Here is a 24,105-nt window from a genome sequence, read left to right on the forward strand (position 1 = left end):
GTTATGAACTTAGTATAGCATATATCGAAAAAAATACAAGTATAATATTATTTTTTTTAAATAAAATATTATTTATTCTGAAATATATACAAAAAAGGCGACCTTCCAAAAGAAAGTCGCCTTTAGTTAATCTAGTTACTATATTATCTATTAACTAAGATATATGTAACGCGGATAGGACCATGAGCACCATCTACAGTTACCAACTCGATATCAGCCGTACGGGACGGGCCAGAAATCAAGCAAATATTTGTAGGGAATTTGGATGGATCATTGTGATAACGTTCAGCCAAATGTTCCATTGTTTGTGTCATACGTGGATTAATTGTATCAGTATACAATACAGCAATATGAGTTTCTGGTAACAAGCTAATTGCACGGCCAGATTCTTCACCAGATGCTTGTACTACAGTAGCAGTTTCAGCGATACCGCAGTAGGGGAATGTAATACCGATATCAGCATTAGCAGTATTAGAAATACATTCTTCACGACCTTTAGCTGGGTCCCATTGGAAGTATGTACGAACACCACCATTAGAAGCTGCATCTTGTTCGAATAATTCTTTTAATTTATATTCTTCAACTTCGGAGGAGCTTGGGAAAACAACTTTACCATTACCACGCTCTTCGATAACAGCCATAATAGTTTCACCTAATTTATCAGGTGTAGTATCTACAAATTTTGTACCTACTCGTTCACATTGTTCCTTGAACATAGTGATAACTTGTTCATGAGATAAATCTTTGAACATAGTTTCTTGAGGACCATGGCTATAATCAAAAGATTCTACGAATGTAGGAATTTGATCACGGCCTAATGCACGAGATAAACGTGCAACAAATTGATTACGTTTAGCTACATCCATTATTTTTTCTCCTTCTTCTTGTTCTTTTCATGTTCAGCATATAAATCGCGGAATTTCTTGAATTTCAAGGAACCCAATTCTTTAGACTTAGTCCAACCGTTCATAACTGGAACAGCTTGAGTCCATGCAGGCATGTTACCTTCTTTATTACTAATTAAGTTCATGCCGATAGCACCAGCTTTTGTACCAAGATCGAACAATGTTGCATTACCGAACATCTTAGCAGCTGCAGTAAAGATAGCTTCTTCTGCTTTCGGACGAGTTTTTTCAATATCAGCCATAACATGACGGTGTTCCATCAATAATTCATGCAATGGAATAGCTACTGGACAGTTCTCTGTACATGCACCGCACAATGTGGAAGCATATGGAAGATCGCCAGCTACATCGTAACCCTTGAACAATGGAGTCAATACAGCGCCCATTGGACCTGGATATACGGAGCCATAACCATGACCAGAAACGTGACGGTATACTGGACAGATATTCATACATGCGCCACAACGGATACAACGTAGCATTTCTTGGAATGTACCACCCAAGATGCCAGAACGACCGTTGTCGATAATGATGATATGAGTTTCTTCAGGACCATCAGCTTCCCCAGAACGAGCAGGACCAGTCATCATGGAGAAGTAGTTGGAAATTTTAGAACCTACTGCGGAACGGTTCAACATTTCCATCATAACGTCAAGAGCTTTGAAGTCAGGAACAATACGCTCTGCACCTAAGAAGATCAATTGAGTCTTAGGAATGGAGCTAGCCATACGACCGTTACCTTCGTTAGAAACGATTGTACATGTACCAGATTCAGCAACCGCAAAGTTACAACCGTTAACGCCTACGTCTGCGTTCAAGAAGCGCTCACGTACATAACCGCGTACGAAGTGAGTCATTTCTGTAGGGTTTTCAGTACCTGTATAACCTAATTTTTCAGCGAAGATTTCGCGGATTTTGTTACGTTCGAAGTGAAGGCCTGGTACTACGATATGAGATGGTGGGCTTACTGCAGTTTGCAAAATAAATTCAGCCAAGTCAGTTTCGTTAACTTCGATGCCAGCCTCTTCTAAAACTTCGTTCAAGCCAATTTCTTCAGTCAAGATAGTTTTGGATTTAACGATCATTTTAGCGTCGCGTTGACGAAGGATGTCTAAGGCGATTTGAGTCGCTTCTTTGTCGTCAAATGCAAAGTGAACTTTAGAACCGGCTTTTTCAGCATTGTCAGCAAATTGACTTACATAGAAGTCCAAGTTGTTAAGTACGTGATCGCGAATTTTAGCCGCTTCAGCGCGGAAATCTAACCATTCAGGAACATCCGCAACTACTGTATTACGTTTATCATAAAACACGTCTTGTGCTTTTTTAATAGCTGCAACTTTGAAATCGTCAGCTAAACATTCTTTTATACGTGCTTTATAGGGGCGATTGTCATATATAAGTGCCATGTCGTCTCCTCCTTAACGGCAGTTTAAGATTTCAGCAATATGCATTACTTTGATACGGCGATCGATTTCACCATCTTTATGAAGGCGATCTAGCATACCAGCAATATTCATCAAGCACGCTTGGTCAGAACCGGAAATAACATTAGCACCTGTGCCAGCAATTTCCAATGCTTTTTCGCGTGTCATAACTTCACTGATTTCAGGGTTTTTAACGGAGAAAGTACCGCCAAACCCACAGCAACGATCTGCACGTGGTAATTCAATCAAGTTGATATCTTTAACGTTTTTAAGGAGTTTGAAAGGAGGCTCTTTAATGCCCATCAAACGAGTTACGTGGCAAGATGTATGATATGTAACGGATTCGTTGAAACGAGCCCCTACATCTTCAACACCTAATACGTCAGTAATAAATTGAGTAAATTCATAAATTTTGCCACTCAATTTTTCTGCGCGCGCCAACCACTCTGGTTGATCTTTTAAGAAATGATGATATTCATCGCGGATTGCAAAAGCGCAAGAGCCGGACATGCTGACTACATATTCAGCGTTCTCAAAGCATTCGATTGTGTTCTTAATTGCGTCCATAGCCGCTTCATTATAACCAGAGTTAGTGAACATTTGTCCACAACATACTTGTTTCTTAGGTACTACAAGTTCGCAACCTAATCTTTCAAGTACTTCTACACCAGCCATACCTACATGAGGGTAGAACATGTCAATCAAACACTGTTGGAAAAGATGAATTTTCATATTATCTTCCTCGTCTTTTCTAGTACTTAACCTAATAAAAAATTTTGATATGTATGTGTTATGGCAATTTTAGTAGTGAATTTTTCGACTAAATTTCTGCCCTGAACATTACTTATGCTTTCAAATAAATATTCAAAAGCTCATCGATATAATTATAAATTAATCATATAGATATTGTCCAAAGAATTGCTATATTCGTATGTACCCTTTTATTTCTCATATCGTTATGACTTTTTGTAATAACAAACATTGAATTTTATCACATCTATTATTTCATTTATCAATTTTTCTTGTAAAAGCCCCATAAAACCTAGATTTTGGGAATGTTTATCATTTTGCATTTTTGGACACAAGAAAATCAAGTTTTATCTATATTTCATCCTATATTTACATAATCAAACTCAAAATTTCAAATTCATGTAAATTTTATCCTTATATATTACATTTTCTTATAGTAGTGTATAAATTTAAAAAGTGTTATAATTTATTTTATATAAGTATAGTTTGAAAGGAGCCCTTTTCAATGAAACTAAATAAATTATCTTTGTCCTTAGCAATTACATTGGCCCTTGGTTCTACATTCGGCATGGCTCACGCTGAAACTACTGCGGCACACACTAAAGCAACAACGGTAACAAATACGCAAGCTAAAGCAACTACGACTAAAGCTACAAATGCTAAAGTGAATGCTAAAACTACAACTGCGAAAGCAGATAATAAAGTGGATACTAAAGCTACTGCAGCAAAACCTGCAACTACCGAAAAAGTAGCAGCACCTAAAGCCGAAGCTAAACCAGCGGTTAAGGCCACTGAAGTTAAAGCAACTACTAAAGCTAAAGAAACATTGCCAGTAGGCATATACACAGATACAAAAGATAACTGGGCACGCGACGCTATCCAAGCAATGTCTCAAGCCGGTTACCTTTCTGGTTACTCTGACAATACATTCAAACCTAGCGCTCAAATCACACGTGAACAAGCAGCTGCTATTTATGGCAAAGTATTACAACACAACTTAAATGAACAAGAATTAGCTGAAATTACAGCAAAAGAGTCTACTGCCTCCTACTCCGACGTAGAAGCAGATCGTTGGTCTAACTCCGCTATCAAATTAGTAAGCGCTGCTGGCGTAATGGAAGGCACATCTAAAACAGCTTTCACCCCTAGCAAAACTATGAACCGCGAAGAGTTCGTTGCATCCGCAGCTAGCTTGGCTAAGAAATTAAATATTTCTACACCTGTAAAAACTGAAAAAGTGACATTCAAAGATGAAGCTAATATCTCCACTGATTACTTAGCAGATATTCAATACATGGCACAACGTGGCATCGTAGCATCTGGTGCAACAGAAAGCTTCAACCCTAAACAACCTGTAACAAGAGCACAAGCCGCAACTATTTTGAACCGTATGCTCAACGGTGCTGGCCTTGCTACACCAAAGCATACTACTACAGAAGCTAAAGCAGAAATGGCTGTAAAAGAAGATCTTATTAAAGCTGATAAAGCAATCGAAAAAGATGCATCCAAAGTAAGTAAAGATGCAAAAAAAGATATGGCTAAGGCTGATAAAGACATGAAAAAAGATGCCGCAAAGGCAGATAAAGCAGCAAAAGCTGAGGCTAAAAAAGCTGAGAAAGACTTAAAAGGCAACAAAGATGCTACTGTAGCGGAAAAAACTGAACTTACGCGCACAGTTCGCCCTGTTCGCCGCAGCACACTAAAAGCACTTGATCAAAAGCAACAATCTGCATTGGAAGATAAAGTATTTTCTGAATTAAATAAAACTTACAAAACAGAAGATGCATTTCAAAATTATGGCGTAATGTACTGGCGTGACAATCAATTACACGTAGCTTTGAAATCCAACAGCGATATTTCCACAGTAAAAGCAAATCTTGCAAACCGTGGCGACTCCACTGTAAACAACTATGTTGTAGTTGAATCTTCCCAATACAGCCAAGCTGAATACGATGCAATCGATACAAACTTCCGCAACTACTACAGCAAAAATGAAAAAGCAGGTACAATCCTAGCTACATTCCCTGATGTAGAAAACAACCAACTTTACGCAGTTGTAACTACTGCATCTAAAGAAACACAACAAGGAATCTCTAAATTATTCGGTTCCAAAGTAAAAATGACAGTAAAACGCTAATCGGCGTTACACTTAACCAGCCAAAGCAGCGTATACGCAATAGTACTACGCTGCTTTGTTGTATATCACTATGCATTCTAACTAGTTGACTACAATGAGATGGATATAGATTTTTATGCTGGTGAAAGTTTATATTCTTAGGCTATCGATCGTTAGCCTTTACCATGATTAGGAAGGATTTTTATGTACAAGAATACCCCTTACGCATTACGTACCCTCGTGCTCGGCACATTATTGGCTACAACAGGCCTTGGTTTTGCTTCTGCAAATACAACCACTACGACACATACTTCTACAACTACTGTTGAGTCAGCTAAAATGGAAAATGCTAAAGCAGATGCAGCTAAAACGGATGTAGCAAAAATAGATGGTGCTAAAACGGAAGCTACCAATACAGAAGCAACTAAGGTTAAATCTACTATTACTGCGTCACCTGTAGTTGTAAATACTTCTATTGGTACACCTCAAGATATTCAAAAAATTCGTGCCCACATCTTTACAGATGTGCCTAGCGATTTTTGGGCTGCTAACGCCATTAGCACTGTAACTAAAGCAAATCTGATGAAAGGCTATTCCGACGGCACATTCCGACCTAATCAACCTATGACGCGTGAAGAAGTGGCAGCACTCTTCAACAACATCACGGATGATGGTACCGCAGCCTTCATATCTAGTAAGTTTAAAGATATAACCTCTGATCGTTGGTCCGCTCTCGCTATCGACTCCGTAGCGCGTAAAAATATCATCAGCGGCTATGGCGATGATACATATAAACCAGAAAAATATATGTCTCGCCAAGAGTTTGCCGTAGTAGCAGATAACTACATTCATTATTTAGGCTATACTACTGAGGATCCAACAGTTCTAGATAGTGTTGCTTATGGAGACCAAAAATTTGTAGCGCCTTGGGCGCAAGACGCAGTTCGTGAACTTGCTTACCTTGGTTTCACAAACTATGCGCCTGGTACATTATTTAACCCTGAAAAATACGTAACTCGTGCAGAAGCAGCGGAAATTGCTTACCGCATGACGCAAACACAACAAGCGCTTGCCTTCCATAACACATTATTTAAACAGCAAGTAGAAAATAAAACAGCTAGTATCATTGACAAAGCATTAGGCTATGACAATGATTTCACTAAATTCCGTCAAGACGGAGCGCTCTTCTGGGAAGCAGGTCAATTACATGCATCCTTAACAGATCAAAAGAAAACTGACCTCGTTGCCAAAGCTATCGCAGATGCTCACGATCCGCTGTTAGATAGAACTGTAGTTGTATCAAAAGGTAAATTGAATCAGGCACAACTAGAGGAATATCAATCCGATGCCATCTCCCTTTACCAAGAGAAGGAACCAAAAGGCAAGATCCTCTCTATCTCTCCAAATACAGACACGAGTGCCCTTCTCATAACCGTTGATTCCATTCAAAAATCGACGCTGAAAGCATTTAAAAAGAAATTCCGTGATAATGTATTCTTACAACTACCACCGGAACCACTTACAAACTCGGATGGAAATATTCAATTCCCATTGCCTCCACGCGTAAATTACTACAGTGACAAGCAATAAAATAAGAACAGTAATAAAAGCCGTGTCATTACACGGCTTTTTGTTTTGATAATAACTTAACCTCTACAACCTTAAGTTATACATTTAAATTAATCCTTATTCAAAAAAAGAACCGCTCCTATTGGAGCGGTTCTTTTCACAATTAAACAGCTGTTACTATACACACATAATCGAATTTACACGTTTTCGATTAGTTTTTTGTTACATCATTTTCGCGGTCACGCAAGTTACCAACAGGTACATATACTGTACCTGCGCTGTGGATTGCATCCACGTCTTGTTGCAAGATCATTACAACGGAATAATCATCAGTTGTGTAGAACTCAGTAGGCATTTTATCGATATTTACATCGCCACCTAATTTATCTTTCACATCTTGGTTATTGTTAATAGCATTCACCAATTCTTTTTTGTTAAGACCACCAAGGTCATACAAGGACAATTGACGGCCTGTTGTAGTATTAAACGTGAATCCTTTTACATACATAACGCCATTTGCATCACGATCACGCATTGTGTACGTATGAATCAATACGCTGAAAATGCCATTTTTATCTGTTTTCACATCGTAGTACATAACGACATTTGTTTTATTAGATTCTTTAGCATTTAACTTTTCTACATCGTTTTGTACTTTAGCAACGTACTTTTTGATAGCCGTATTGATTGCTTTTTCTACAGCTGGGCTAACAGATTTAACCTCTGGGAATATTAGATCCAAATGATCTGTAGTAGATTCCACAGGAGATACGGCAACTTCTTTGCGATCTATATAGCGATCCGCATTTGGAGCTACTACTTCAACCGGATCAACTCTAGTTGGAATAGTACGTAACGCACGATTTTGCTCTGGTGTAGCAGTGCTAGAAATACGATATGTTAAATCATTACGATTTACTCTATTCGTATTTGCTTGATCTGCTTGTACGACTACAGTATCTTGCGTTACAGGAATTACTTCGCTTGCTGCGAAGGAGACTACTGGCAATGCAGCAGCCATCATGATGAGTACAGACTGTTTTAATTTCATTGTTTAACCTCTTATTGTTCTTGCTCAGCTTTCATAGCAAGAGCTTCTTCTTTATTGAACTTGTGTGTAACAACACGGCGAACAAGATAGAGACCAGCGAATATGAATGCAAGCAATCCTAACCATTGTGCTGTGCTTTCAAATTCAGGACCTACTAATTCAAGTGGAGCTTCCCCACCACCAGTTGTAACAGACAATACAATAATAACAGCTATGATTACACCAATCAAGCTTTCACCAACGATCAGACCAGAAGCGAAGAGAACACCACGGCGATTCGATTGCTCAACATCGTAGTCAGCAAGCTCACCGGCACGCATTTTAGCACGAGCTACAAGATAACGACCTACGAAGTAGCTGATGAAAGAACCAATAATAAGTGGTACTTCTAAAGTAGGCGGTAAATAAATACCCATACCAACAGCCAATGGAGGCAATGTTAAAGTAGCAGTTGTGCTCTTGAGAATCAAATTTACGATAATTGCCACAATACCAACGCCAACGCCGATTAAGATATAATCCCAATCCATGCTGGAGTTGAAGATACCTTGAGCAATGGTAGTCATCAAAGTCGCTTGAGGAGCAGATAATGCAGCATTAGGATCCATTTCAGCACGTGGTAACGCACCTGTGAAACCGTATGCTTGGTAAAGCAAGTTAAGAACTGGAGCAATTGCAACAGCACCGGCTACAGAGCCAAGTAACAATGCAATTTGTTGACGCCAAGGTGTAGCACCAACGAGTTGACCAGTTTTCAAATCTTGCAAATTGTCATTAGAAATAGATGCAATCGCAATAACTACGGATGTCATAAAGATAGCCATAGCTGTCGCGAATTGAACACCAGCTTGTGTAGCAAACAAATTATTTTCCGCTGCGATGAAGTATACAACCAAGGAAGAAATAATAGTCGCTAAAATACCAATACCGGAAATTGGAGAAGCAGATGTACCGATAAGGCCTGCCATGTAACCACATGCTGCAGCTACGAAGAAGCCGATCAACAACGCTACTACGATACCTACTACAACAAGTGTCCACATCAAGCCTGCACTAATAGGTACAGCAGAGACGAATTCCCAGAATGTGACTACTAAACCAACAAGAATAAGAACGAATACGCCTAGAACGGATTTTGTACTCATATCTGTATCCATACGATGCAATTCACGTTCAGCAGAACTGCTATTCATGGATTGTACAGAAATTTTCATACCTTCGATAATAGGTTTGATCAAAGTAACTAAAGTCCAAATCGCGGCGATACCGATAGCACCAGCACCGATGAAACGAACTTTTTCTTTCCAAATGCCCATTGCGAATTTAGCAGTTACGCCACCATCTGGAGCATATAGATTAGTTAAGTAAGGTACGAAGCCAGCCCAAGCGATGAGTACACCCACGAGAATAGCGATACCAGAAGCGATACCGATAAGGTACCCAGCACCTAACAACGCTGTAGAGAATCCCAAAGGAATTTGAGTAATGCCTTTGCTACCCACAGGAATCCAGAAGCTCATGCTATCGCCAAGCACTTTGAAACCATTTGCACAAAGGCTGATAAGACCAGCTACAAAACCGCCAGATACGATATCTGTCATACCGGAGCTAGATTGAGGGCCTTGTTCACCATTGTGAGAGCCAACTTTCAAAATTTCTGCTGCTGCACGGCCTTCTGGATATGGTAGATCACTATTCACTACCATAGCACGACGCAATGGAATGGTGAATAATACACCTAGACAACCACCGCATGCGCAGAGCAAAAATGTTTGCCAGAACGGAAAGCCATTCCAATACCCAAGCATGAGTAAACCTGGCAAAATAAAGATAATGGCGGACAATGTACCAGCGGCAGAAGCCTGCGTTTGTACCATGTTGTTTTCAAGAACGTTAGAATCCTTGAAGAACCGTAAAATCGCCATTGAAATAATTGCTGCCGGAATGGATGACGAGAATGTCAAACCAACCTTCAAACCGAGATATACGTTAGATGCTGTAAAAATAATAGTAATCAATGCACCAAGTAGCATCCCACGTAACGTCAGTTCCGGCAGATGAAGGTCATGGCTCGTAAAGTCATGTTTCATAAGTACTTACCTCCTCTGTGAAATCATAAACTTAAAACAATATACTAAGCTACTTCCATTTTAACGTGTTAAAGCGATGATTTCAATATATATACGATATTTATAATGTATACATGTTTTATCCGGCCCTTAACTATATAGGAAAAGCCAATAGCCCAAAAGACTCCAAAGCCACCTATCCCGCTCCGCGAAGACGCTAAGTCGTTTTTGTAGGACCACCACGCTAATATACACCTAATCGTTTTACTATAAGAATAAACCTTAAGAATAAACCTTTCATTATTCACCAAAGTAAAATATTTAATTTATAATCTTTCTACATATAACGCATTATCAATCTTACATATAGATTGAAATCATAAAGGTATAGGAGAAAGAAGGACGCAATATGCGTCCCCTTTCTTATATGCGCATTATGCATATACACCTATCAATTATATGAAAATAGAAATCATTATCTTTTATTCTGTACAAATATACAGGATTTTATATAATTAAAGTACCGACAATACGGTCGGCATGTCTTTTAAGGAGGTTGTAAACATTATGGAAACAAGAATTGAATACGATTCAATGGGACCAGTCGAAGTCGACGCTAGACGAATTTACGGACCTCAAACGCAACGCTCGTTCAATAACTTCAAGATCGGTGACCACCGCATCCCTATTGAACAAATCAAAGCTCTTGCGCTTGTCAAAAAAGCATGTGCTTTAACCAATGCAAAGTGTGGCGCAGTAACTGAGGAAAAAGCGAAACTCATCGCTCAAGTAGTAGATGAAATCGTAGACGGCAAATGGGATGAAGAATTCCCGTTAACCGTATTCCAAACAGGCTCCGGCACACAAACGAACATGAATGTGAACGAGGTAATCGCTCACCGGGCTAAACAGTTAGATGAAGCCAATCCGCTCCATCCTAACGACGATGTAAATCGCGGTCAAAGTACAAACGATACATTCCCTACGGCAATGCATATCTGTGCGTACTTTGAAATTACAAAACGCGTAATTCCTGCATTGGACGGCCTTATCGGATCCTTTGAAAAATTGCAAGAAAAAGGGAAAGGCTTGCAAAAAGTTGGTCGTACACACCTACAAGATGCTACTTTCATCATGGTGGACCAAGAAATCAGCGCCTTTGTGGACGGTCTAAAAACTGCCAAAACTATGCTCGTTCAAAACGCTGATTACCTTCTCGACGTAGCCCTCGGCGGCACTGCCGTTGGTACAGGTGTAAACACGCCTAAAGGTTATCTAGACGTTATGGAAACTGTATTGCCAGAGGTAACAGGCGCTCCATTCCGCGTGAAAAACAACAAATTCCAAGGGCTTGCCCTCAAAGATGCTTTCATGATGGCTCATAGTGCACTCAACACATTGGCTACTACACTATTTAAAATCGCTAACGACGTGCGTTTCTTAGGCTCTGGCCCTCGCTGCGGTTACGGCGAATGGCATCTACCTGAAAACGAACCGGGCTCCTCCATCATGCCAGGCAAGGTAAATCCTACACAATGTGAAGCCTTGACCATGGTATGCGCCCAAGTATTTGGCCATAATACGACTATGACAATCTGTGCAGGCAGCGGTGCATTCCAATTGAACGTGTACATGCCTATCATGATTTATGATTTTGTTGAAAGCTGTCGCCTCCTTGCAGATGCGATGAATTCGTTCACAACACACTGTATCGACGGTGTAGAATTCGTACCAGAAAAACTCAACTTCTTCGTAGAACAATCCCTCATGATTGCTACATCCTTAACACCATACATCGGCTATGACAAGAGTGCTCAAGTTGTAAAAGAAGCATACAAACGCGGTTGCTCCATTAAAGAAATCATCTTGGAAGAAAAACTCATGACAGAAGACGAATTTGCTGAAGCAGTTCGCATGAAATAAAATCTCTCACATCTCTATGACATATCTGTAACATCCTCTCATACCTCAAATGAACGGAAAAAGCCCCGATACATTATGTATCGGGGTTTTCTAGTTATTATGCCACTCCATCAAAGAATGTAATGACTGTAATTTCTCGTGGGCAGTTGATACGGATTGGGAACCAGTGTCCTGTGCCGTTATTAACGTAGCACACGCTTTGTTCTTCTACGTAGCGACCTTTTATATATGGTGTGCCAATTGGAACTAAAGGAACACCCATGAGTACGATTTGACCTCCGTGGGTATGGCCAGATAGAGTCAACGGGATTTTACGTTCAATAGATTCTTCGAAGAATTCTGGGTGATGAGCCAATAGGATAACAAAAGCATAGTCCGGAATACCAGATAAAGCTTTATTAATCATAGCTTCTCGATTGTCCTTTTTGCGATTGTTGTCATACGCAACACCTGCAATATATACAGGTTGCTTGCCACCCATAATTTGAATATTGCTATTCACGAGAATATTCATAGGTGTATTTCGTTTAAAGGAGTCAAGCACCTTATTTACATCATGATGATACTCGTGATTACCCAAGATAAAATCAACACCATCAGGGATTTGTTTTGCAAAGGTTGTCAGTCTTTCGCAAACTTCCGGCAACCATTCGAGCTTATCGATGAGGTCACCAGTGATAACAACGCGATTAGGCTTTTGTAAAAGTGCCAGTTTTAAGATTTCATCAAAATCGTCTAAATCGATACTCGGTCCTATGTGAACGTCACTAAGTTGAACAATTTTATAATTTTTCAGATCAGGTGGTAAGTTCGTGTAGCCGAAGCTTTCATTGGTTACCACTACCTCTTGTTGACCAGCAATAGCTGCATAGCTAGAGCCGCCAATAGTCGCCAACGGAACTATCGTCGCAGCAGTTCTAAAAAAGGCGCGACGTCCCGTTCTGTTTTCCTCTGGCGTTTTACTCCAAACCTTATTGACCATCCAATATAGCAAGCTAAGTACGATAAATACTGGAATAGCTAGGAATAGACCAAAGAGGATTCCGTAGCTTTCAGTACGGAACGGATTCATAAACGGATAGTATTGCGTGCCGTATAGTTCAACTTGATACACTATATAGTACCAAATACCGGCGAGCCACGTACCGATTATTATTATATAGCCTACCCAAGCGGGCCATTTCTTTTTAGGTTTCCACAAGTTCAGGAATAGAGCCCAAAAGCCTATTAATCCTAATATTAAAATGGAGACCATAATTATATTAAATAGAATTCTCATTCATTGCTCCTACAAATTACTTTGCGATTTCCGTCAACTTACCATGAGGCCCCGCCCAAGCATAGTCGGCGAACTCATCGCGCTTGATAAGCATCCAATCCTTTGGCAATTGCGCCCGGATATCCGCAATTGATATATTGTTAGCGTCCCCTGCGTACGTTAAGTCGCCACGGAATGCTTTCATAAACCATTTTCGATGAGAGAAAATATGTGTTAATTCTTTTACAAGCACTGGTTGTAAGGATAGGTCAAAGCCAAGGGCCTTAACTAATTCCTCGAGGCCTCGTTCTCCGTCCTCAAAGTTAGATACCATTTCCACAGATGGGAATTCCCACATGGATCGTAAAAGCCCACGATTCGGCCGTTTATGCAACAAATAATAGCCTTTATAATTCAAGATGCCCACGAATAAAGGCACCTCTACTACCTTTGTTTTCTTGATGCGCACAGGCAGTTTATCTGTATCTTCATATTGATAGGCAGCGCACATATTTACAATAGGACATTCCCCACAACGTGGAGTTTTTGGAATGCACACAGCAGAGCCAAAGTCCATCAAGGCTTGGTTAAAATCACCAGGTCGATCGTGAGGCAAAGTCTCCTCTACGATAGCCGTAATAGCCTTTTTACCCTTAGTACCCAAGATATCGTCAAAGATGCGATATAAACGAGCATAGATGCGCAATACATTGCCATCTACAGCCACTTCTGGTTCGTTGTACGCCATAGATAATACAGCTCCAGCCGTATAAGAACCTACGCCCTTTAGGGACTCCATGGTCTTACGATCATGAGGCACGATACCGCCGTAATTTTCAACTACGTCCTTTACACCGAGGCGCAAGTTACGAGCACGGCTGTAATAACCAAGCCCTTGCCAAGCATGAACCACCTCATCTTCGGAAGCCTTTGCCAAATCCTCTAAAGTTGGGAATAGACGCATCCAATTATCATAATAGGGCTTCATCGCCTCAATGCGAGTCTGCTGGCTCATCACCTCGGAAACCCAAATCTTATAAGGGTCCCCACAATCGCGCCACGGCAGTTCCCGTTTATGCACATCATACCACGCCAATAGCTGTGGTACCCACTTTGGGTTCTTTTTATCAGTCATATTACCTCAAAATAGTATAAATTATGGAGCATATTACCACTCTCATGGTCATATAGCCCCTTTTTACATTTTAAAATCCACCAAACCATCATTTTGATGTTAGTAAATATATGTTAATAATTAAATAGGTATACACTAAAATTCGTCGGCATAGTATAAAGAATACCTATATTCGACAATATAACGCAAATAATCTATACGTATCAGCCGTTAATATACAGATCAATGCGCGCCAAGTGTTCGCTTTCAAGAACGGTATCCACAGTGGTCAAATCCATCTTATCCACCATACTATTATCTCGGCCGAACACAATAGGCCCTTTTAATTTCTTTCCTTCTAACAGCATCGGCAACCATCTGCGGTCACCGTCCCACATATGCTCGTATGGAATTTGATTTGGTTCTAGCCAATGAGGCTCCATTTCATCTGTTTCCTCTACAGCGCCTGTGAAAGTACGCAAGAAATACACATAACTCACGTGCGTTAAGCTTTCATCAAAAGGAAATTGAAAATCAAAAGCCGCTACACACTCTAAATCTTCGGCACGCCCCTGAAGGCCTGACTCCTCAAACAGTTCGCGAATGGCACACTCTCGGAAGCTTTCACCATCATCCAGTTTACCTCCGAAACCATTATATTTATTGGCCCCAAAACCACGTTTTTTGCGACCTAGCAGTATACGATTTTGTTCATCAATAGGAAATACTAGCGTCGTCGGTTTCATGGGACCTCCTTAGTCATAAAAATAACACTCTTTTATTATACCATTATTTTATGTACGAATGCCTTAGTTGTGGTATGATTAAGAATATAGATTTTCTTGCAAGGAAGGAGGCACTAGATGAACAAACCACTTAGATTTAATATCGAATTAGGGCGCACAAAGCCCGTCAATATTCGCAATGAACAAGTGCGTTGTCCCTTCTGCGATCGTTCCAAATTAACGGATATCCTAGATACATCAGGTCATATTATATGGCTCATGAACAAATATCCAGTCTTAGAAAAAACTTGGCCTACCGTCATTATCGAAACAGAAACTGACGAAGGCGAGTTTTCTACCTTACCTGCGGACGAAGCAGCCCACATTCTCCAGTTTGGCCTCGATAAGTGGCGCGAAACTCGTCAGCGTAAAGAGTTTAAATCCGTACTGTTCTTCAAGAATTACGGCTATATGTCCGGCGGTTCTATTCGCCATCCACACAGCCAGATTATAGGCCTTGAGAATTACGATTATCACAAAGATATTACGGTGCAAAACATGGAAGGCTGGCTCTTGCACGAGGATCAGGATGTGCGTATCACCTTGTCCACCCATCCAATTATCGGGTTCTTTGAGTACAATATTTGTTTCAAACCAGATGCGCCTGTTCGTGCTGTAGCCCTTCGACTACAGCAAATTTTGCGCTATGTATTGCACAGTGTAGCCAACTTTAGCCAGTCCTATAATTACTTCGTATATAATCTTGAAGACGGCTATGATTACATCAAGGTAGTGGCTCGTTATGTAACGACGCCCCTTTATGTGGGCTACAAAATTCCTCAAACTTGCGATGAGGAACGAGCTGCTAAAATCATGCACGATATTACGCCTTATTTTCAAGCTACTAAATAGTTCTGACCATATACCGTATATAATTTTATATAATAAATTTATATAGTTTAACCATACATAATTGAAAGGATTTTTATGAAAGTATTTGCCATCGGCGACCTCCATCTATCTGGCAATCCTCCGACGAAGCCGATGGATATTTTTGGTCCACACTGGAATAATCACTGGGCCCGCATCAAAGAGCATTGGAATGCCAATGTATGCGATGAAGACATCATTTTTCTCGTAGGTGACATGAGCTGGGCTCTCCGCCTCGAGGAAGCGGCGTGTGATTTACAAGAAATTGCATCTTTGCCTGGTAAAAAATATATGATTCGTGGCAACCATGATTATTGGTGGGCATCGGCAAACAAGATGTATAACCTCATGGGCGATGCTATTACCTTTTTACAAGGTCACGGCACCGCAGAGCTCATCCAAACCGAAGTAGGCCCGCGCCTTATTGCATTCGGTGGAACGCGCGCCTACCTCTGTCCTGGAGACTCCCACTTCTCACCGGAAACAGACCAATCCATTTACAAAAAAGAAGTGATGCGAACCGAAGCAGCACTTCAAGAAATGGATAAAGCAATACATAAAGTGCTTGAAGAACTCAGGACGGAAACAAACGTCACAGATATGACCTGTTCTAAAAAATCCTATTCATCAACACCTGATTCAATTATAGATATAGAGAATATTCCTGTAACAAAGTTATTGTTGCTACATTACCCTCCATTTAACGAATCCAACGCTCCTTCTGGCTTTACGGACCTATTAGAACAATATAAAGTAGATATCTGCATCTTTGGCCACTTACACGATCAAATTTCTTTTAACCGAATTCCAAAGGAGTTTAGTACGACAAAACTAGAATTGGTATCTGCAGACTATCTAGACTTCAAGCTAAAGCAAATTATTTAAGGAGAGACCATGAGTCGCATTCACAAAGAACATTTACAAGCCGGCTATATTTTTGGTGACACCGTTAACCAAGAATATATTTACTTGCCTTCTGGTGAGGTCGGCACGGAGCATCCGTTAGCCATCCTAGAAACACCAACGAAGCGTGAGGATATTACATTGGACGAAGCAGTCCATATGATTGATACCCTAACGCTAAAACGTTGTAGCCATCCTACACTAGGTAAAAAATCATTTTAATAACGCAATCAATAATGCAATTAATTGAACAAAGGAGGCTGTTTATCACAGCCTCCTTTGTTTTTTCTTTAATTTATACAAGAACTATTTTGTTGTCTTCCTTTTAGTTTAAAAGGTTAATTCATGACAAGTAATTACTTCGCATTACGCTCGATATGACTACCATAAACATCTCTGTAATCATTAGTTTGCTTATTGTCTTTATTGTTTACACGAAGTCGTTCTACCTTATGACGGTCATTGTCTTTACCAGAGATTCGATCTACACGAGTGCGATCTAAATCACGAAGACGAGCCAATTCAGGATTAAATTCGTTAATCGCACGACCCATTTTGCCATCAATTGGAGCACCCAATTGTAAAGCACGGTAAATAATCGCAGCATATTCATAGCGAGTCATCGCACGATCGCCTTTAAATTCGCCATCAGGATAGCCTTCAACAAGACCTTTATCAGCCAAGTCTTTTACATATTCATAAGCCCAGTGATTAGCTGGTACATCAGGGAAGTTCACATCTTTCATTTCATACTGAGGAGCCATTCCCATAGATGCTTTCATTTGTTGAATTTCTACATTTTGTGCTTTCACAATAGCCTTTAAGTCCTGAACCTCTTTAGCCAAAGCTACTCTAGATGTAGATACACCATTTTTCTGACCTAATTTCACGGTAACACCGGCATTGACCATGTTTTCACCATTGCCCATAGAGCCGGCTACGCTGAACATAGTGTCTTCATTTGGTCTGTAGAAAGCACCTAATGCCATAGCATTTTCACCGGCATAGTTACCGTAACCGGCTGCAAAGTTCCATTTATCATCTGGATCAAAATCCAACGGATGAATTGCCGCTAATGCAGCTGCACCGGCACCAACTTTACCAATTTTTTTATTTAAATGACTCACGCCACTGCTAATACCGTTAGTTGCTTGATACAATTGGCTACCATTAACGGCATCTTTAGATGTAGGGGATACTTCACCATCGGCTACATTAGTGATTTTATTGCCACCATTATTTAGACCTTTATTGTCCAAAGAAACATTACCAAATTTAACTTTATCTACAGATACTTTGTAATCAGTACCACCAGCAGCATTTGTGCTTGTAGTTACAGTTACATTATTACCTGCAGAAATGCTAGTATGTTTTTTAGCTTCTTTTAATGCTTCTGTGGCTAAAGTCTTATTATATTCAATACGACGTTCATGACTTTCGATACGCTCACTATGATTTTCAATTCGAGCATCATGATTATCAACACGATTATCTAAATAATCTAAACGCTTATCTTGATTGTCAATACGTTTTTCTTGATTATTCATACGTTCAGTTTGATTTTTTAATTGAATGTCATGATTTTGAATTTGATCTTCATGACGAAGTAAATCAGCATCTTGACGAAGATTTTCTTTAGTTAAACGAGTAATTTGATTATCATGATTTACAATTAATTTATTATGTTTTTCTAATTCTTGACTATGTCCATTTAAAATATCTTCATGTTTTTGTAAGACATCTGTATGATCTTTTAATTTTCGTTCATTGTCGGCAATTTTTTCTTTATTTTTATCGATTTCATTAATATTATTTTGAATTAATGTATTGTGATTATTAAGAATTCCGCCCACTGTATTTGCTACTGCATATAATTGACTACCATTTATAGCATCCGTGCTATCAGAAGATACTTTCCCAGCCGCCACATTAATCACTTGACGTTCTTTACCTGATGCGCCTACACTTGTAACACCATTACGAGCCGATCCAAGCCCAGCAAAGCCAGAATAAGTAATACCATTTATACTAGCTTTCGTTTCTGTTGTGGCAGCTCTATCGATAGATGCATTACCTAAAAGAACACTATTCGCTTGTGTCGCCGTCACATTACTGCCCAATACATATGTATTCGCTTGTGCTATTTTATTTCTTACACCAAAAGCGCCAGAATCAATGCCGGAAACAGTATTACCACTACCAATTCCAACTCCACCACGCGCGGTAATTGTACTGCCTGTACCTACCGCAACAGCATTTCCAGCAGCTCCATTAGCATTATTACCAACAGCAACGGCGCTCTCTTCAGCCTGTACACTATATCCAACAGCTACAGAACGAGCGCCTCTAGCTCTAGCACTATTACCATATGCCACGGAATAATTGCCTGATGCATCGGCATTAAAGCCAGTAGCAGTACTTGAAATACCACTAGCCTTTGTACTATTACCAACGGCAGTAGCACCTTCAGCAGATGCATTTGCAGATGAACCGAAGGCATTTGAATTACGTCCGGAAGAAACCGATCCATGGCCTATTGCAGTGGCATTCTCCCCTTCTGCACGAGCACTCCGACCAATAGCATTAGTATTATTAGCGGTTGCCTGTGCACTTCGTCCAATAGCTAGAGAAGTCCCACCAGATGCGGTAGATGACTGACCTACAGCGGTTGAATATGAACCGGATACCGTATTTCTGAAGCCTACTGCCAAACTATGATCGCTGGTAACCTTATTTTCAATACCAAAGTCACTCGAATACTCTGTAGGATTCCCCTGTGCTTCTACGTGTAATACAGTTCCCGTTCCTAAAGCAAGTAATATTGCCAATGATAATGCCACTTGTTTGCTTTTCATCTTTTACTATACCTCCTCACATCTAAAATTATAGATACTGCGCATAATATATTATCATTTATAATATATATTCAATAAAAAATCGCATAAAATATAGTTTCTTATAAATAATGTATTATCATTATCCCTGACTATTATTGTACTTTAAACTTAAAATGAAGTAAATGATATTTAAAATAAATAGATAAAATTATCGATTTTATCTATAAGCAAAACTCTCTACAAAAACGATTTCTACAAAAATATCAGAAATATCGTTTAACCGCATATAAGGAGATAAGATATATCTTATCTCCTTATATTAGCTATACTAGTTATTACTAGTTATAATATTTACTCTAATTATATTAGTTATTCTAGCTATATTAGTTATTCTAGTTATATCAGCCTATTATCCCAAGAATCCTCCGTGACCCATACGGATACAGTCTTCCTTGGTGATTTCATCATCTGCGATGAGGCGTGGCACGATTTCATCAAAGGCAGTCGGTTTACTGAACAATACACCACCTGGAACACCAAGGATTGGCGTGCCATCTGCACAATAAGCAATGCAAACCATGGACCCTGGTAACACAGGTAATCCATAGGTAACTACACAATCTGCATAGCGTTTAATCGCACCCGGTGTTAAATCATCTGGGTCTACACTCATACCGCCGGTACAGAAAATGATATCGGCCCCCGCCGCTTTTACCTTGTCGATAGCTGCCACGATATCATCCGTATTATCTGTTACAATCTCATGAGCTACCTTTGTAACGCCGAATTCAGCGCAACGTTCTTCAATGATTGGTGTGAAAGCATCTTTAATACGACCTTCAAATACTTCAGAACCAGTCGTAACAATCCCCATTGTTTTGCGCACGAACGGCTTTACATGTAACAAAGGCTTACCATCAGCAATTTTTTTTGCATCTTCTACTTGTTGTTCTTCTAACAATAATGGAATACAACGCATACCTGCTAGTTTATCACCAGCTTTCACAGGTGTGTTATTAAATCTCGTTACAATAGTCAGTTCGCCAATGCTGTTGATAGCGTGTAAACGTTCCACATCGACCTTGAAAAGACCATCTACATCTGCAATGGCTTCAATTTTACCTTGCGCCATAGGGCCATCGTGCATGTTTTCGCCGCCTGCCATATGGTACAAAGCACGAGCTACATCCTCTTCGTGCAAGAAACCTTCATCTTCTGGTTCCATCACAAAGATATGCTCCTTACCAAGGTCTAACAATTTTGGAATATCCTCTTCTGTAATAACATGACCACGGCGGAAGGGAGTGTCTTTCACCTCACCGATGACGATTCTTACGATATCGTGTAATAATGTATGCCCTACGGCATCTTGTGTTCTAATAGATTTCATAATATCTCCCAAGTCATTAATAACAAAATACGTTACTGTATAACATCAAAATGTATTTAATACTATTATTCGATGTTAATATGTTTACATAGTACAGAGTAGACGCACTACTAGCATGCCAACCCAACAGAGGATTAAGCCCCCTACGACTTGTACTGCACCGTACCATAATGCTTGTACATAGGATTCAACCATCATAAGCTGTAACATTTCAAAGGCAAAGGTTGAGAAGGTGGTAAATGCACCTAGCCCACCTACAACGAGGAAGAATCTCGCCCATTGAGGTAGATCTGGCTTTTGCATATAAAGGCCTAAGACTAGACCGATAATGAGGCAACCAACGAGGTTTACTACTACCGTACCATACGGAAAAGAGCTGACCTTTGTCATCACCCATTCACCGAGAGCCATACGGCATAAGGCCCCAGTGGCGCCACCGAGGGCAACGGCTATGTATTTTTCCATATTGCCTCCTCTACTCAAGATAACATACTAGATGGTATGATCACATTACTATAGCATACATGTAATACTGCTTTCACAATTCGTGTAATTATCTGTAATAGCCGATAATTATCTAGTTTTCTATATTAGTCAGATGCTAATAATCTCAGTATACTATATTTAGAGAGTAGGGAAAAGAAAGGAGTCCCTATGAACCCCTCGTCTACACCGCTCACCGAATTACGGATCAACACGTACGAAGACCCTTTTTTACAACATCAATATGTGTGTTTAGGTCATAAAATTGCCATCATTAGAGTATCCCTAAATATGTCTCAACAAGAATTAGCTCATCACATTGGTATCAGTCGTAGTTATTTAAGCAAATTAGAATGTGGTACAGGAATCTCAGGCATGTCTTTGGAAATTCTTTTTAAAATCGCTCAAGCCTTTCAAATTAACGTAGGTCAGCTCGTAAGACTGCGTGTTGCAGACTATAAAAACTGTAATGCGCACCTAACATCACACTATAAACGGCTAGAGCTTCTAAACCACACCAAGAGAACGTCTCAAAACAAAACAAGAACAAACTGATCCGATAGGCTAAAACAACGGTTAATTAAATACAACAAATGATAACTAATTTATATCAAAATACTCTAAATGAAAGTTGAATTAGATATTCAAAATAATACTCAAAAAAGCTCCGCCATTGGCGGAGCCTCTCATATGTCATTATGCCCATTGCATCAGCATCAGCATCAGCAGACATTATACTTCATTAAGTTTTTTATGTTGTACTTCTGCATTTGCTTTTTTAAAGATAAATGCATTGTTGATATGCTGACGCATAGCTGTTTCTGCAGCTACTTCGTCGTGACGTTCAATAGCGTCTACGATTTGATCATGTTCATCATCACAGTCATGTGTACGTACAGCATTGAAAGAACTGATGTACATGTCGCGATTTACGCGTTCACGGAAACCTGCTAAATAATCTACAATGCGTTCATTGCCAGAGTAATGAGCAATCATTGTATGGAATCGGCTGTTTACATCAACACGTTCTGTGGCATCTTCAATTTCATGCATTTCTTTACAAAGGGTTCTTAGCTCTTGTACTTGCTCAGGTGTAGCATGACGAGCACATAATCTAGCACCAAGTCCTTCCATTACTTCACGAACTTGGTAAAGTGCTACGATTTCTTCTGGCGTGTCAGCTTTTACAGTAACACCTTTCCAAGGAACGATAACTACGAGATTATCTTTAGCCAATTTGCGGAATGCCTCACGCACAGGTGTAGCACTCACTTGTAATTGTTCTGCAATCTTTACTTCGTTAAGCTTCTCTTGAGGCATCAATTCGCCTGTTAAGATAGCTGTTTTTAATGTTAAATATACTTGTTCACTGAGAGGTAATCTTTCGATAGAATCCACTGCGGACAATTTGTATTTATCTTTTGAACTTTGTCTTCCCATTACTAGCCCCTAAACCTTACTAACCATTCATGCTTTCAGACTTTCAAAGAACGGTTAAAATGAGTATAATATAGTATACAACATATCTTAGACAGTATGTTGTGCGAAATTAAGTGCATACATTACAATTATAGAACTCATCATTAAGACTGTCAATTTAACTATAGATAATAGCTATATCTCATTTTTGAAAGTAAGGAAGTATACTATGAGCCGTTGTTTGATTATCATCAACCCTGTCTCAGGAGGCGGTGCAGCGCGCCGTTACGCCCTCGATTTACAATGGAAATTGAGTACCTTGTTCGAAACGATTGAGGTCAAATTCACCAGAGGTGAAGGCGATGCTACACGTTTCGCTAAGAACGCTTGTGAGCGCGGGTTTGATGCCGTATTCTGCATGGGTGGTGACGGCACTGTTAACGAAACCGTTAATGGTATTGCCCAAGGTGGATTCTCCTGTACCTTTGGGTTTATCCCCGTTGGTACAGTAAATGATATGTCTCGTGCGCTCGGTATTCCCCAAAATCCAACACAAGCTATCAGGCGTATCGATATCAATGAAACTCGAACCATTGATATCGGCCGTTGTAATGATCGGTATTTCTGCAATAACATTGCAGCTGGCGTTATTCCTAAAGTTGTAGATGAGGTTACACCAAAGGAAAAAAGCATACTCGGCCCTCTCGCGTATTTCTTGAGAGCAGGCCAAGCATTGTTCACTACAAAGGACTACACGTACCGCATCAAAACAGAGGACGACGATTTCATTTGCAAATCTCCTCTCGTTTTAGCCCTACTTACCAATGTAGTCTCTAGCTTTGAGCGTTTTATGCCACAAGCCTCAGTAGATGATGGTTATATGCGTATCATTATCTTCAAGGAATATTTTATCCTCGATATTCTCAGCGTATTACCACTCATTATCAGTGGTGCCATCTATAATTCTCGTTATACAACGACATTAACGGTGAAAAAAGCTCATATCGAACTTCTATCTGACGTCGATGATTTATCGACCAATATGGATGGTGATGCGGGTCCGGATATGCCTGTGGATATTGAAGTATTGCCACGCGTACTCAAAGTATTTGCACCTGCAAAACACAAAAAGAAAAAAGCCTTAAATCTGCCTAAACTACCACATATATAACAAGTAATTGGTAACACAAAAGCTCTCTATCAAAAGATAGAGAGCTTTTGTGTTTATTAGTTTATAAG

General features: G+C 39.8%; 20 protein-coding genes. 8 read left to right on the forward strand and 12 right to left on the reverse strand.

Going from position 1 to position 24,105, the window contains the following annotated elements; genetic code table 11:
- Positions 1–143 precede the first annotated feature (143 nt).
- Genes HMPREF1865_RS02720 through HMPREF1865_RS02730 form a run of 3 tightly spaced genes read right to left on the reverse strand, consistent with a single transcriptional unit; the run spans position 144 to position 3,061 of the window.
- Complete coding sequence (locus HMPREF1865_RS02720) at positions 144–866, reverse strand: LutC/YkgG family protein (protein ID WP_060919102.1); 723 nt, start codon at positions 864–866, stop codon at positions 144–146.
- Complete coding sequence (locus tag HMPREF1865_RS02725) at positions 866–2,311, reverse strand: LutB/LldF family L-lactate oxidation iron-sulfur protein (protein WP_060919103.1); 1,446 nt, start codon at positions 2,309–2,311, stop codon at positions 866–868. Before HMPREF1865_RS02725 ends, HMPREF1865_RS02720 begins: the two co-directional genes overlap by 1 nt.
- A 12-nt stretch (positions 2,312–2,323) precedes the next feature.
- Positions 2,324–3,061 (reverse strand): (Fe-S)-binding protein, encoded by a 738-nt coding sequence (locus tag HMPREF1865_RS02730; protein WP_060919104.1) that lies wholly within the window; start codon positions 3,059–3,061, stop codon positions 2,324–2,326.
- A 523-nt stretch (positions 3,062–3,584) separates the two neighbouring features.
- Between HMPREF1865_RS02730 and HMPREF1865_RS02735 the strand changes: the two genes are divergently transcribed.
- On the forward strand, positions 3,585–5,216 hold the full coding sequence (locus tag HMPREF1865_RS02735; RefSeq protein WP_060919105.1) for an S-layer homology domain-containing protein: 1,632 nt from the start codon (positions 3,585–3,587) through the stop codon (positions 5,214–5,216).
- Between the two features lie 183 nt (positions 5,217–5,399).
- Complete coding sequence (locus tag HMPREF1865_RS02740; RefSeq protein WP_060919106.1) at positions 5,400–6,785, forward strand: S-layer homology domain-containing protein; 1,386 nt, start codon at positions 5,400–5,402, stop codon at positions 6,783–6,785.
- 190 nt (positions 6,786–6,975) lie between these two features.
- Here the strand turns inward: HMPREF1865_RS02740 and HMPREF1865_RS02745 are convergent, their stop codons facing one another.
- Positions 6,976–7,815, reverse strand: coding sequence for a polysaccharide deacetylase family protein (locus tag HMPREF1865_RS02745; RefSeq protein WP_060919107.1), 840 nt, complete (start codon positions 7,813–7,815; stop codon positions 6,976–6,978).
- Positions 7,816–7,826: 11 nt separating this feature from the next.
- A complete protein-coding gene (locus tag HMPREF1865_RS02750; protein ID WP_060919108.1) occupies positions 7,827–9,905 on the reverse strand; it encodes an OPT family oligopeptide transporter in 2,079 nt (692 codons plus the stop codon).
- A 546-nt stretch (positions 9,906–10,451) separates the two neighbouring features.
- Here HMPREF1865_RS02750 and HMPREF1865_RS02755 point away from each other — a divergent pair.
- Positions 10,452–11,807, forward strand: a complete 1,356-nt coding sequence (locus tag HMPREF1865_RS02755; RefSeq protein ID WP_060919109.1) for a class II fumarate hydratase — start codon at positions 10,452–10,454, stop codon at positions 11,805–11,807.
- A 97-nt stretch (positions 11,808–11,904) separates the two neighbouring features.
- On the opposite strand, the gene HMPREF1865_RS02760 is transcribed toward HMPREF1865_RS02755, so the two are convergent.
- The 3 genes from HMPREF1865_RS02760 to HMPREF1865_RS02770 all read right to left on the reverse strand — a co-directional run bounded on the left by HMPREF1865_RS02760 (position 11,905) and on the right by HMPREF1865_RS02770 (position 14,925).
- Entirely contained in the window at positions 11,905–13,086 is a 1,182-nt protein-coding gene (locus HMPREF1865_RS02760; RefSeq protein ID WP_060919110.1) for a metallophosphoesterase, read from the reverse strand.
- 16 nt (positions 13,087–13,102) lie between these two features.
- Positions 13,103–14,200, reverse strand: coding sequence for an A/G-specific adenine glycosylase (gene mutY / locus HMPREF1865_RS02765; protein ID WP_060919111.1), 1,098 nt, complete (start codon positions 14,198–14,200; stop codon positions 13,103–13,105).
- A 203-nt stretch (positions 14,201–14,403) separates the two neighbouring features.
- Complete coding sequence (locus HMPREF1865_RS02770) at positions 14,404–14,925, reverse strand: 8-oxo-dGTP diphosphatase (protein ID WP_060919112.1); 522 nt, start codon at positions 14,923–14,925, stop codon at positions 14,404–14,406.
- Between the two features lie 117 nt (positions 14,926–15,042).
- Between HMPREF1865_RS02770 and HMPREF1865_RS02775 the strand changes: the two genes are divergently transcribed.
- The 3 genes from HMPREF1865_RS02775 (at position 15,043) to HMPREF1865_RS02785 (ending at position 16,959) form a co-directional block, all read left to right on the forward strand.
- On the forward strand, positions 15,043–15,816 hold the full coding sequence (locus tag HMPREF1865_RS02775) for a DUF4931 domain-containing protein (protein ID WP_060919113.1): 774 nt from the start codon (positions 15,043–15,045) through the stop codon (positions 15,814–15,816).
- A 75-nt stretch (positions 15,817–15,891) separates the two neighbouring features.
- Positions 15,892–16,719 carry a metallophosphoesterase gene (locus HMPREF1865_RS02780; protein ID WP_060919114.1) on the forward strand — a complete coding sequence of 276 codons (828 nt, stop codon included), beginning with the start codon at positions 15,892–15,894 and terminating at the stop codon, positions 16,717–16,719.
- 9 nt (positions 16,720–16,728) lie between these two features.
- Positions 16,729–16,959 (forward strand): hypothetical protein, encoded by a 231-nt coding sequence (locus HMPREF1865_RS02785; protein ID WP_060919115.1) that lies wholly within the window; start codon positions 16,729–16,731, stop codon positions 16,957–16,959.
- Between the two features lie 134 nt (positions 16,960–17,093).
- On the opposite strand, the gene HMPREF1865_RS02790 is transcribed toward HMPREF1865_RS02785, so the two are convergent.
- The 3 genes from HMPREF1865_RS02790 to crcB form a co-directional block, all read right to left on the reverse strand.
- The gene (locus HMPREF1865_RS02790; RefSeq protein ID WP_060919116.1) at positions 17,094–19,592 is read right to left on the reverse strand and encodes an S-layer homology domain-containing protein; all 2,499 of its coding nucleotides are present in this window, start codon (positions 19,590–19,592) and stop codon (positions 17,094–17,096) included.
- Positions 19,593–19,983: 391 nt separating this feature from the next.
- Positions 19,984–20,964, reverse strand: coding sequence for a molybdopterin-binding protein (locus HMPREF1865_RS02795; protein ID WP_060919117.1), 981 nt, complete (start codon positions 20,962–20,964; stop codon positions 19,984–19,986).
- 84 nt (positions 20,965–21,048) lie between these two features.
- A complete protein-coding gene (crcB, locus tag HMPREF1865_RS02800; RefSeq protein ID WP_060919118.1) occupies positions 21,049–21,429 on the reverse strand; it encodes a fluoride efflux transporter CrcB in 381 nt (126 codons plus the stop codon).
- Positions 21,430–21,618: 189 nt separating this feature from the next.
- Between crcB and HMPREF1865_RS02805 the strand changes: the two genes are divergently transcribed.
- Positions 21,619–22,002, forward strand: a complete 384-nt coding sequence (locus HMPREF1865_RS02805) for a helix-turn-helix domain-containing protein (protein WP_060919119.1) — start codon at positions 21,619–21,621, stop codon at positions 22,000–22,002.
- Between the two features lie 177 nt (positions 22,003–22,179).
- Here HMPREF1865_RS02805 and HMPREF1865_RS02810 read toward each other — a convergent pair whose 3' ends face one another.
- Complete coding sequence (locus HMPREF1865_RS02810) at positions 22,180–22,887, reverse strand: GntR family transcriptional regulator (protein ID WP_004694848.1); 708 nt, start codon at positions 22,885–22,887, stop codon at positions 22,180–22,182.
- A 208-nt stretch (positions 22,888–23,095) separates the two neighbouring features.
- Here HMPREF1865_RS02810 and HMPREF1865_RS02815 point away from each other — a divergent pair, with 208 nt between their 5' ends.
- Entirely contained in the window at positions 23,096–24,037 is a 942-nt protein-coding gene (locus HMPREF1865_RS02815; protein WP_004694845.1) for a diacylglycerol/lipid kinase family protein, read from the forward strand.
- Positions 24,038–24,105: the final 68 nt, after the last annotated feature.

This window comes from Veillonella parvula (assembly GCF_001553335.1).
GTDB classification, from domain to species: Bacteria; Bacillota; Negativicutes; order Veillonellales; family Veillonellaceae; genus Veillonella; species Veillonella parvula_S.

Bases quoted from the DNA above. Each gene is read 5' to 3' on its own strand.
- HMPREF1865_RS02805 (WP_060919119.1), top strand. From the start codon at position 21,619: ATGAACCCCTCGTCTACACCGCTCACCGAATTACGGATCAACACGTAC.
- HMPREF1865_RS02775 (WP_060919113.1), top strand. From the start codon at position 15,043: ATGAACAAACCACTTAGATTTAATATCGAATTAGGGCGCACAAAGCCC.
- HMPREF1865_RS02745 (WP_060919107.1), bottom strand. From the start codon at position 7,815: ATGAAATTAAAACAGTCTGTACTCATCATGATGGCTGCTGCATTGCCA.
- HMPREF1865_RS02725 (WP_060919103.1), bottom strand. From the start codon at position 2,311: ATGGCACTTATATATGACAATCGCCCCTATAAAGCACGTATAAAAGAA.
- HMPREF1865_RS02780 (WP_060919114.1), top strand. From the start codon at position 15,892: ATGAAAGTATTTGCCATCGGCGACCTCCATCTATCTGGCAATCCTCCG.
- HMPREF1865_RS02755 (WP_060919109.1), top strand. From the start codon at position 10,452: ATGGAAACAAGAATTGAATACGATTCAATGGGACCAGTCGAAGTCGAC.
- HMPREF1865_RS02730 (WP_060919104.1), bottom strand. From the start codon at position 3,061: ATGAAAATTCATCTTTTCCAACAGTGTTTGATTGACATGTTCTACCCT.
- HMPREF1865_RS02810 (WP_004694848.1), bottom strand. From the start codon at position 22,887: ATGGGAAGACAAAGTTCAAAAGATAAATACAAATTGTCCGCAGTGGAT.
- HMPREF1865_RS02735 (WP_060919105.1), top strand. From the start codon at position 3,585: ATGAAACTAAATAAATTATCTTTGTCCTTAGCAATTACATTGGCCCTT.
- HMPREF1865_RS02740 (WP_060919106.1), top strand. From the start codon at position 5,400: ATGTACAAGAATACCCCTTACGCATTACGTACCCTCGTGCTCGGCACA.
- HMPREF1865_RS02795 (WP_060919117.1), bottom strand. From the start codon at position 20,964: ATGAAATCTATTAGAACACAAGATGCCGTAGGGCATACATTATTACAC.
- HMPREF1865_RS02790 (WP_060919116.1), bottom strand. From the start codon at position 19,592: ATGAAAAGCAAACAAGTGGCATTATCATTGGCAATATTACTTGCTTTA.
- mutY (WP_060919111.1), bottom strand. From the start codon at position 14,200: ATGACTGATAAAAAGAACCCAAAGTGGGTACCACAGCTATTGGCGTGG.
- HMPREF1865_RS02760 (WP_060919110.1), bottom strand. From the start codon at position 13,086: ATGAGAATTCTATTTAATATAATTATGGTCTCCATTTTAATATTAGGA.
- HMPREF1865_RS02750 (WP_060919108.1), bottom strand. From the start codon at position 9,905: ATGAAACATGACTTTACGAGCCATGACCTTCATCTGCCGGAACTGACG.
- HMPREF1865_RS02785 (WP_060919115.1), top strand. From the start codon at position 16,729: ATGAGTCGCATTCACAAAGAACATTTACAAGCCGGCTATATTTTTGGT.
- HMPREF1865_RS02720 (WP_060919102.1), bottom strand. From the start codon at position 866: ATGGATGTAGCTAAACGTAATCAATTTGTTGCACGTTTATCTCGTGCA.
- HMPREF1865_RS02770 (WP_060919112.1), bottom strand. From the start codon at position 14,925: ATGAAACCGACGACGCTAGTATTTCCTATTGATGAACAAAATCGTATA.
- HMPREF1865_RS02815 (WP_004694845.1), top strand. From the start codon at position 23,096: ATGAGCCGTTGTTTGATTATCATCAACCCTGTCTCAGGAGGCGGTGCA.
- crcB (WP_060919118.1), bottom strand. From the start codon at position 21,429: ATGGAAAAATACATAGCCGTTGCCCTCGGTGGCGCCACTGGGGCCTTA.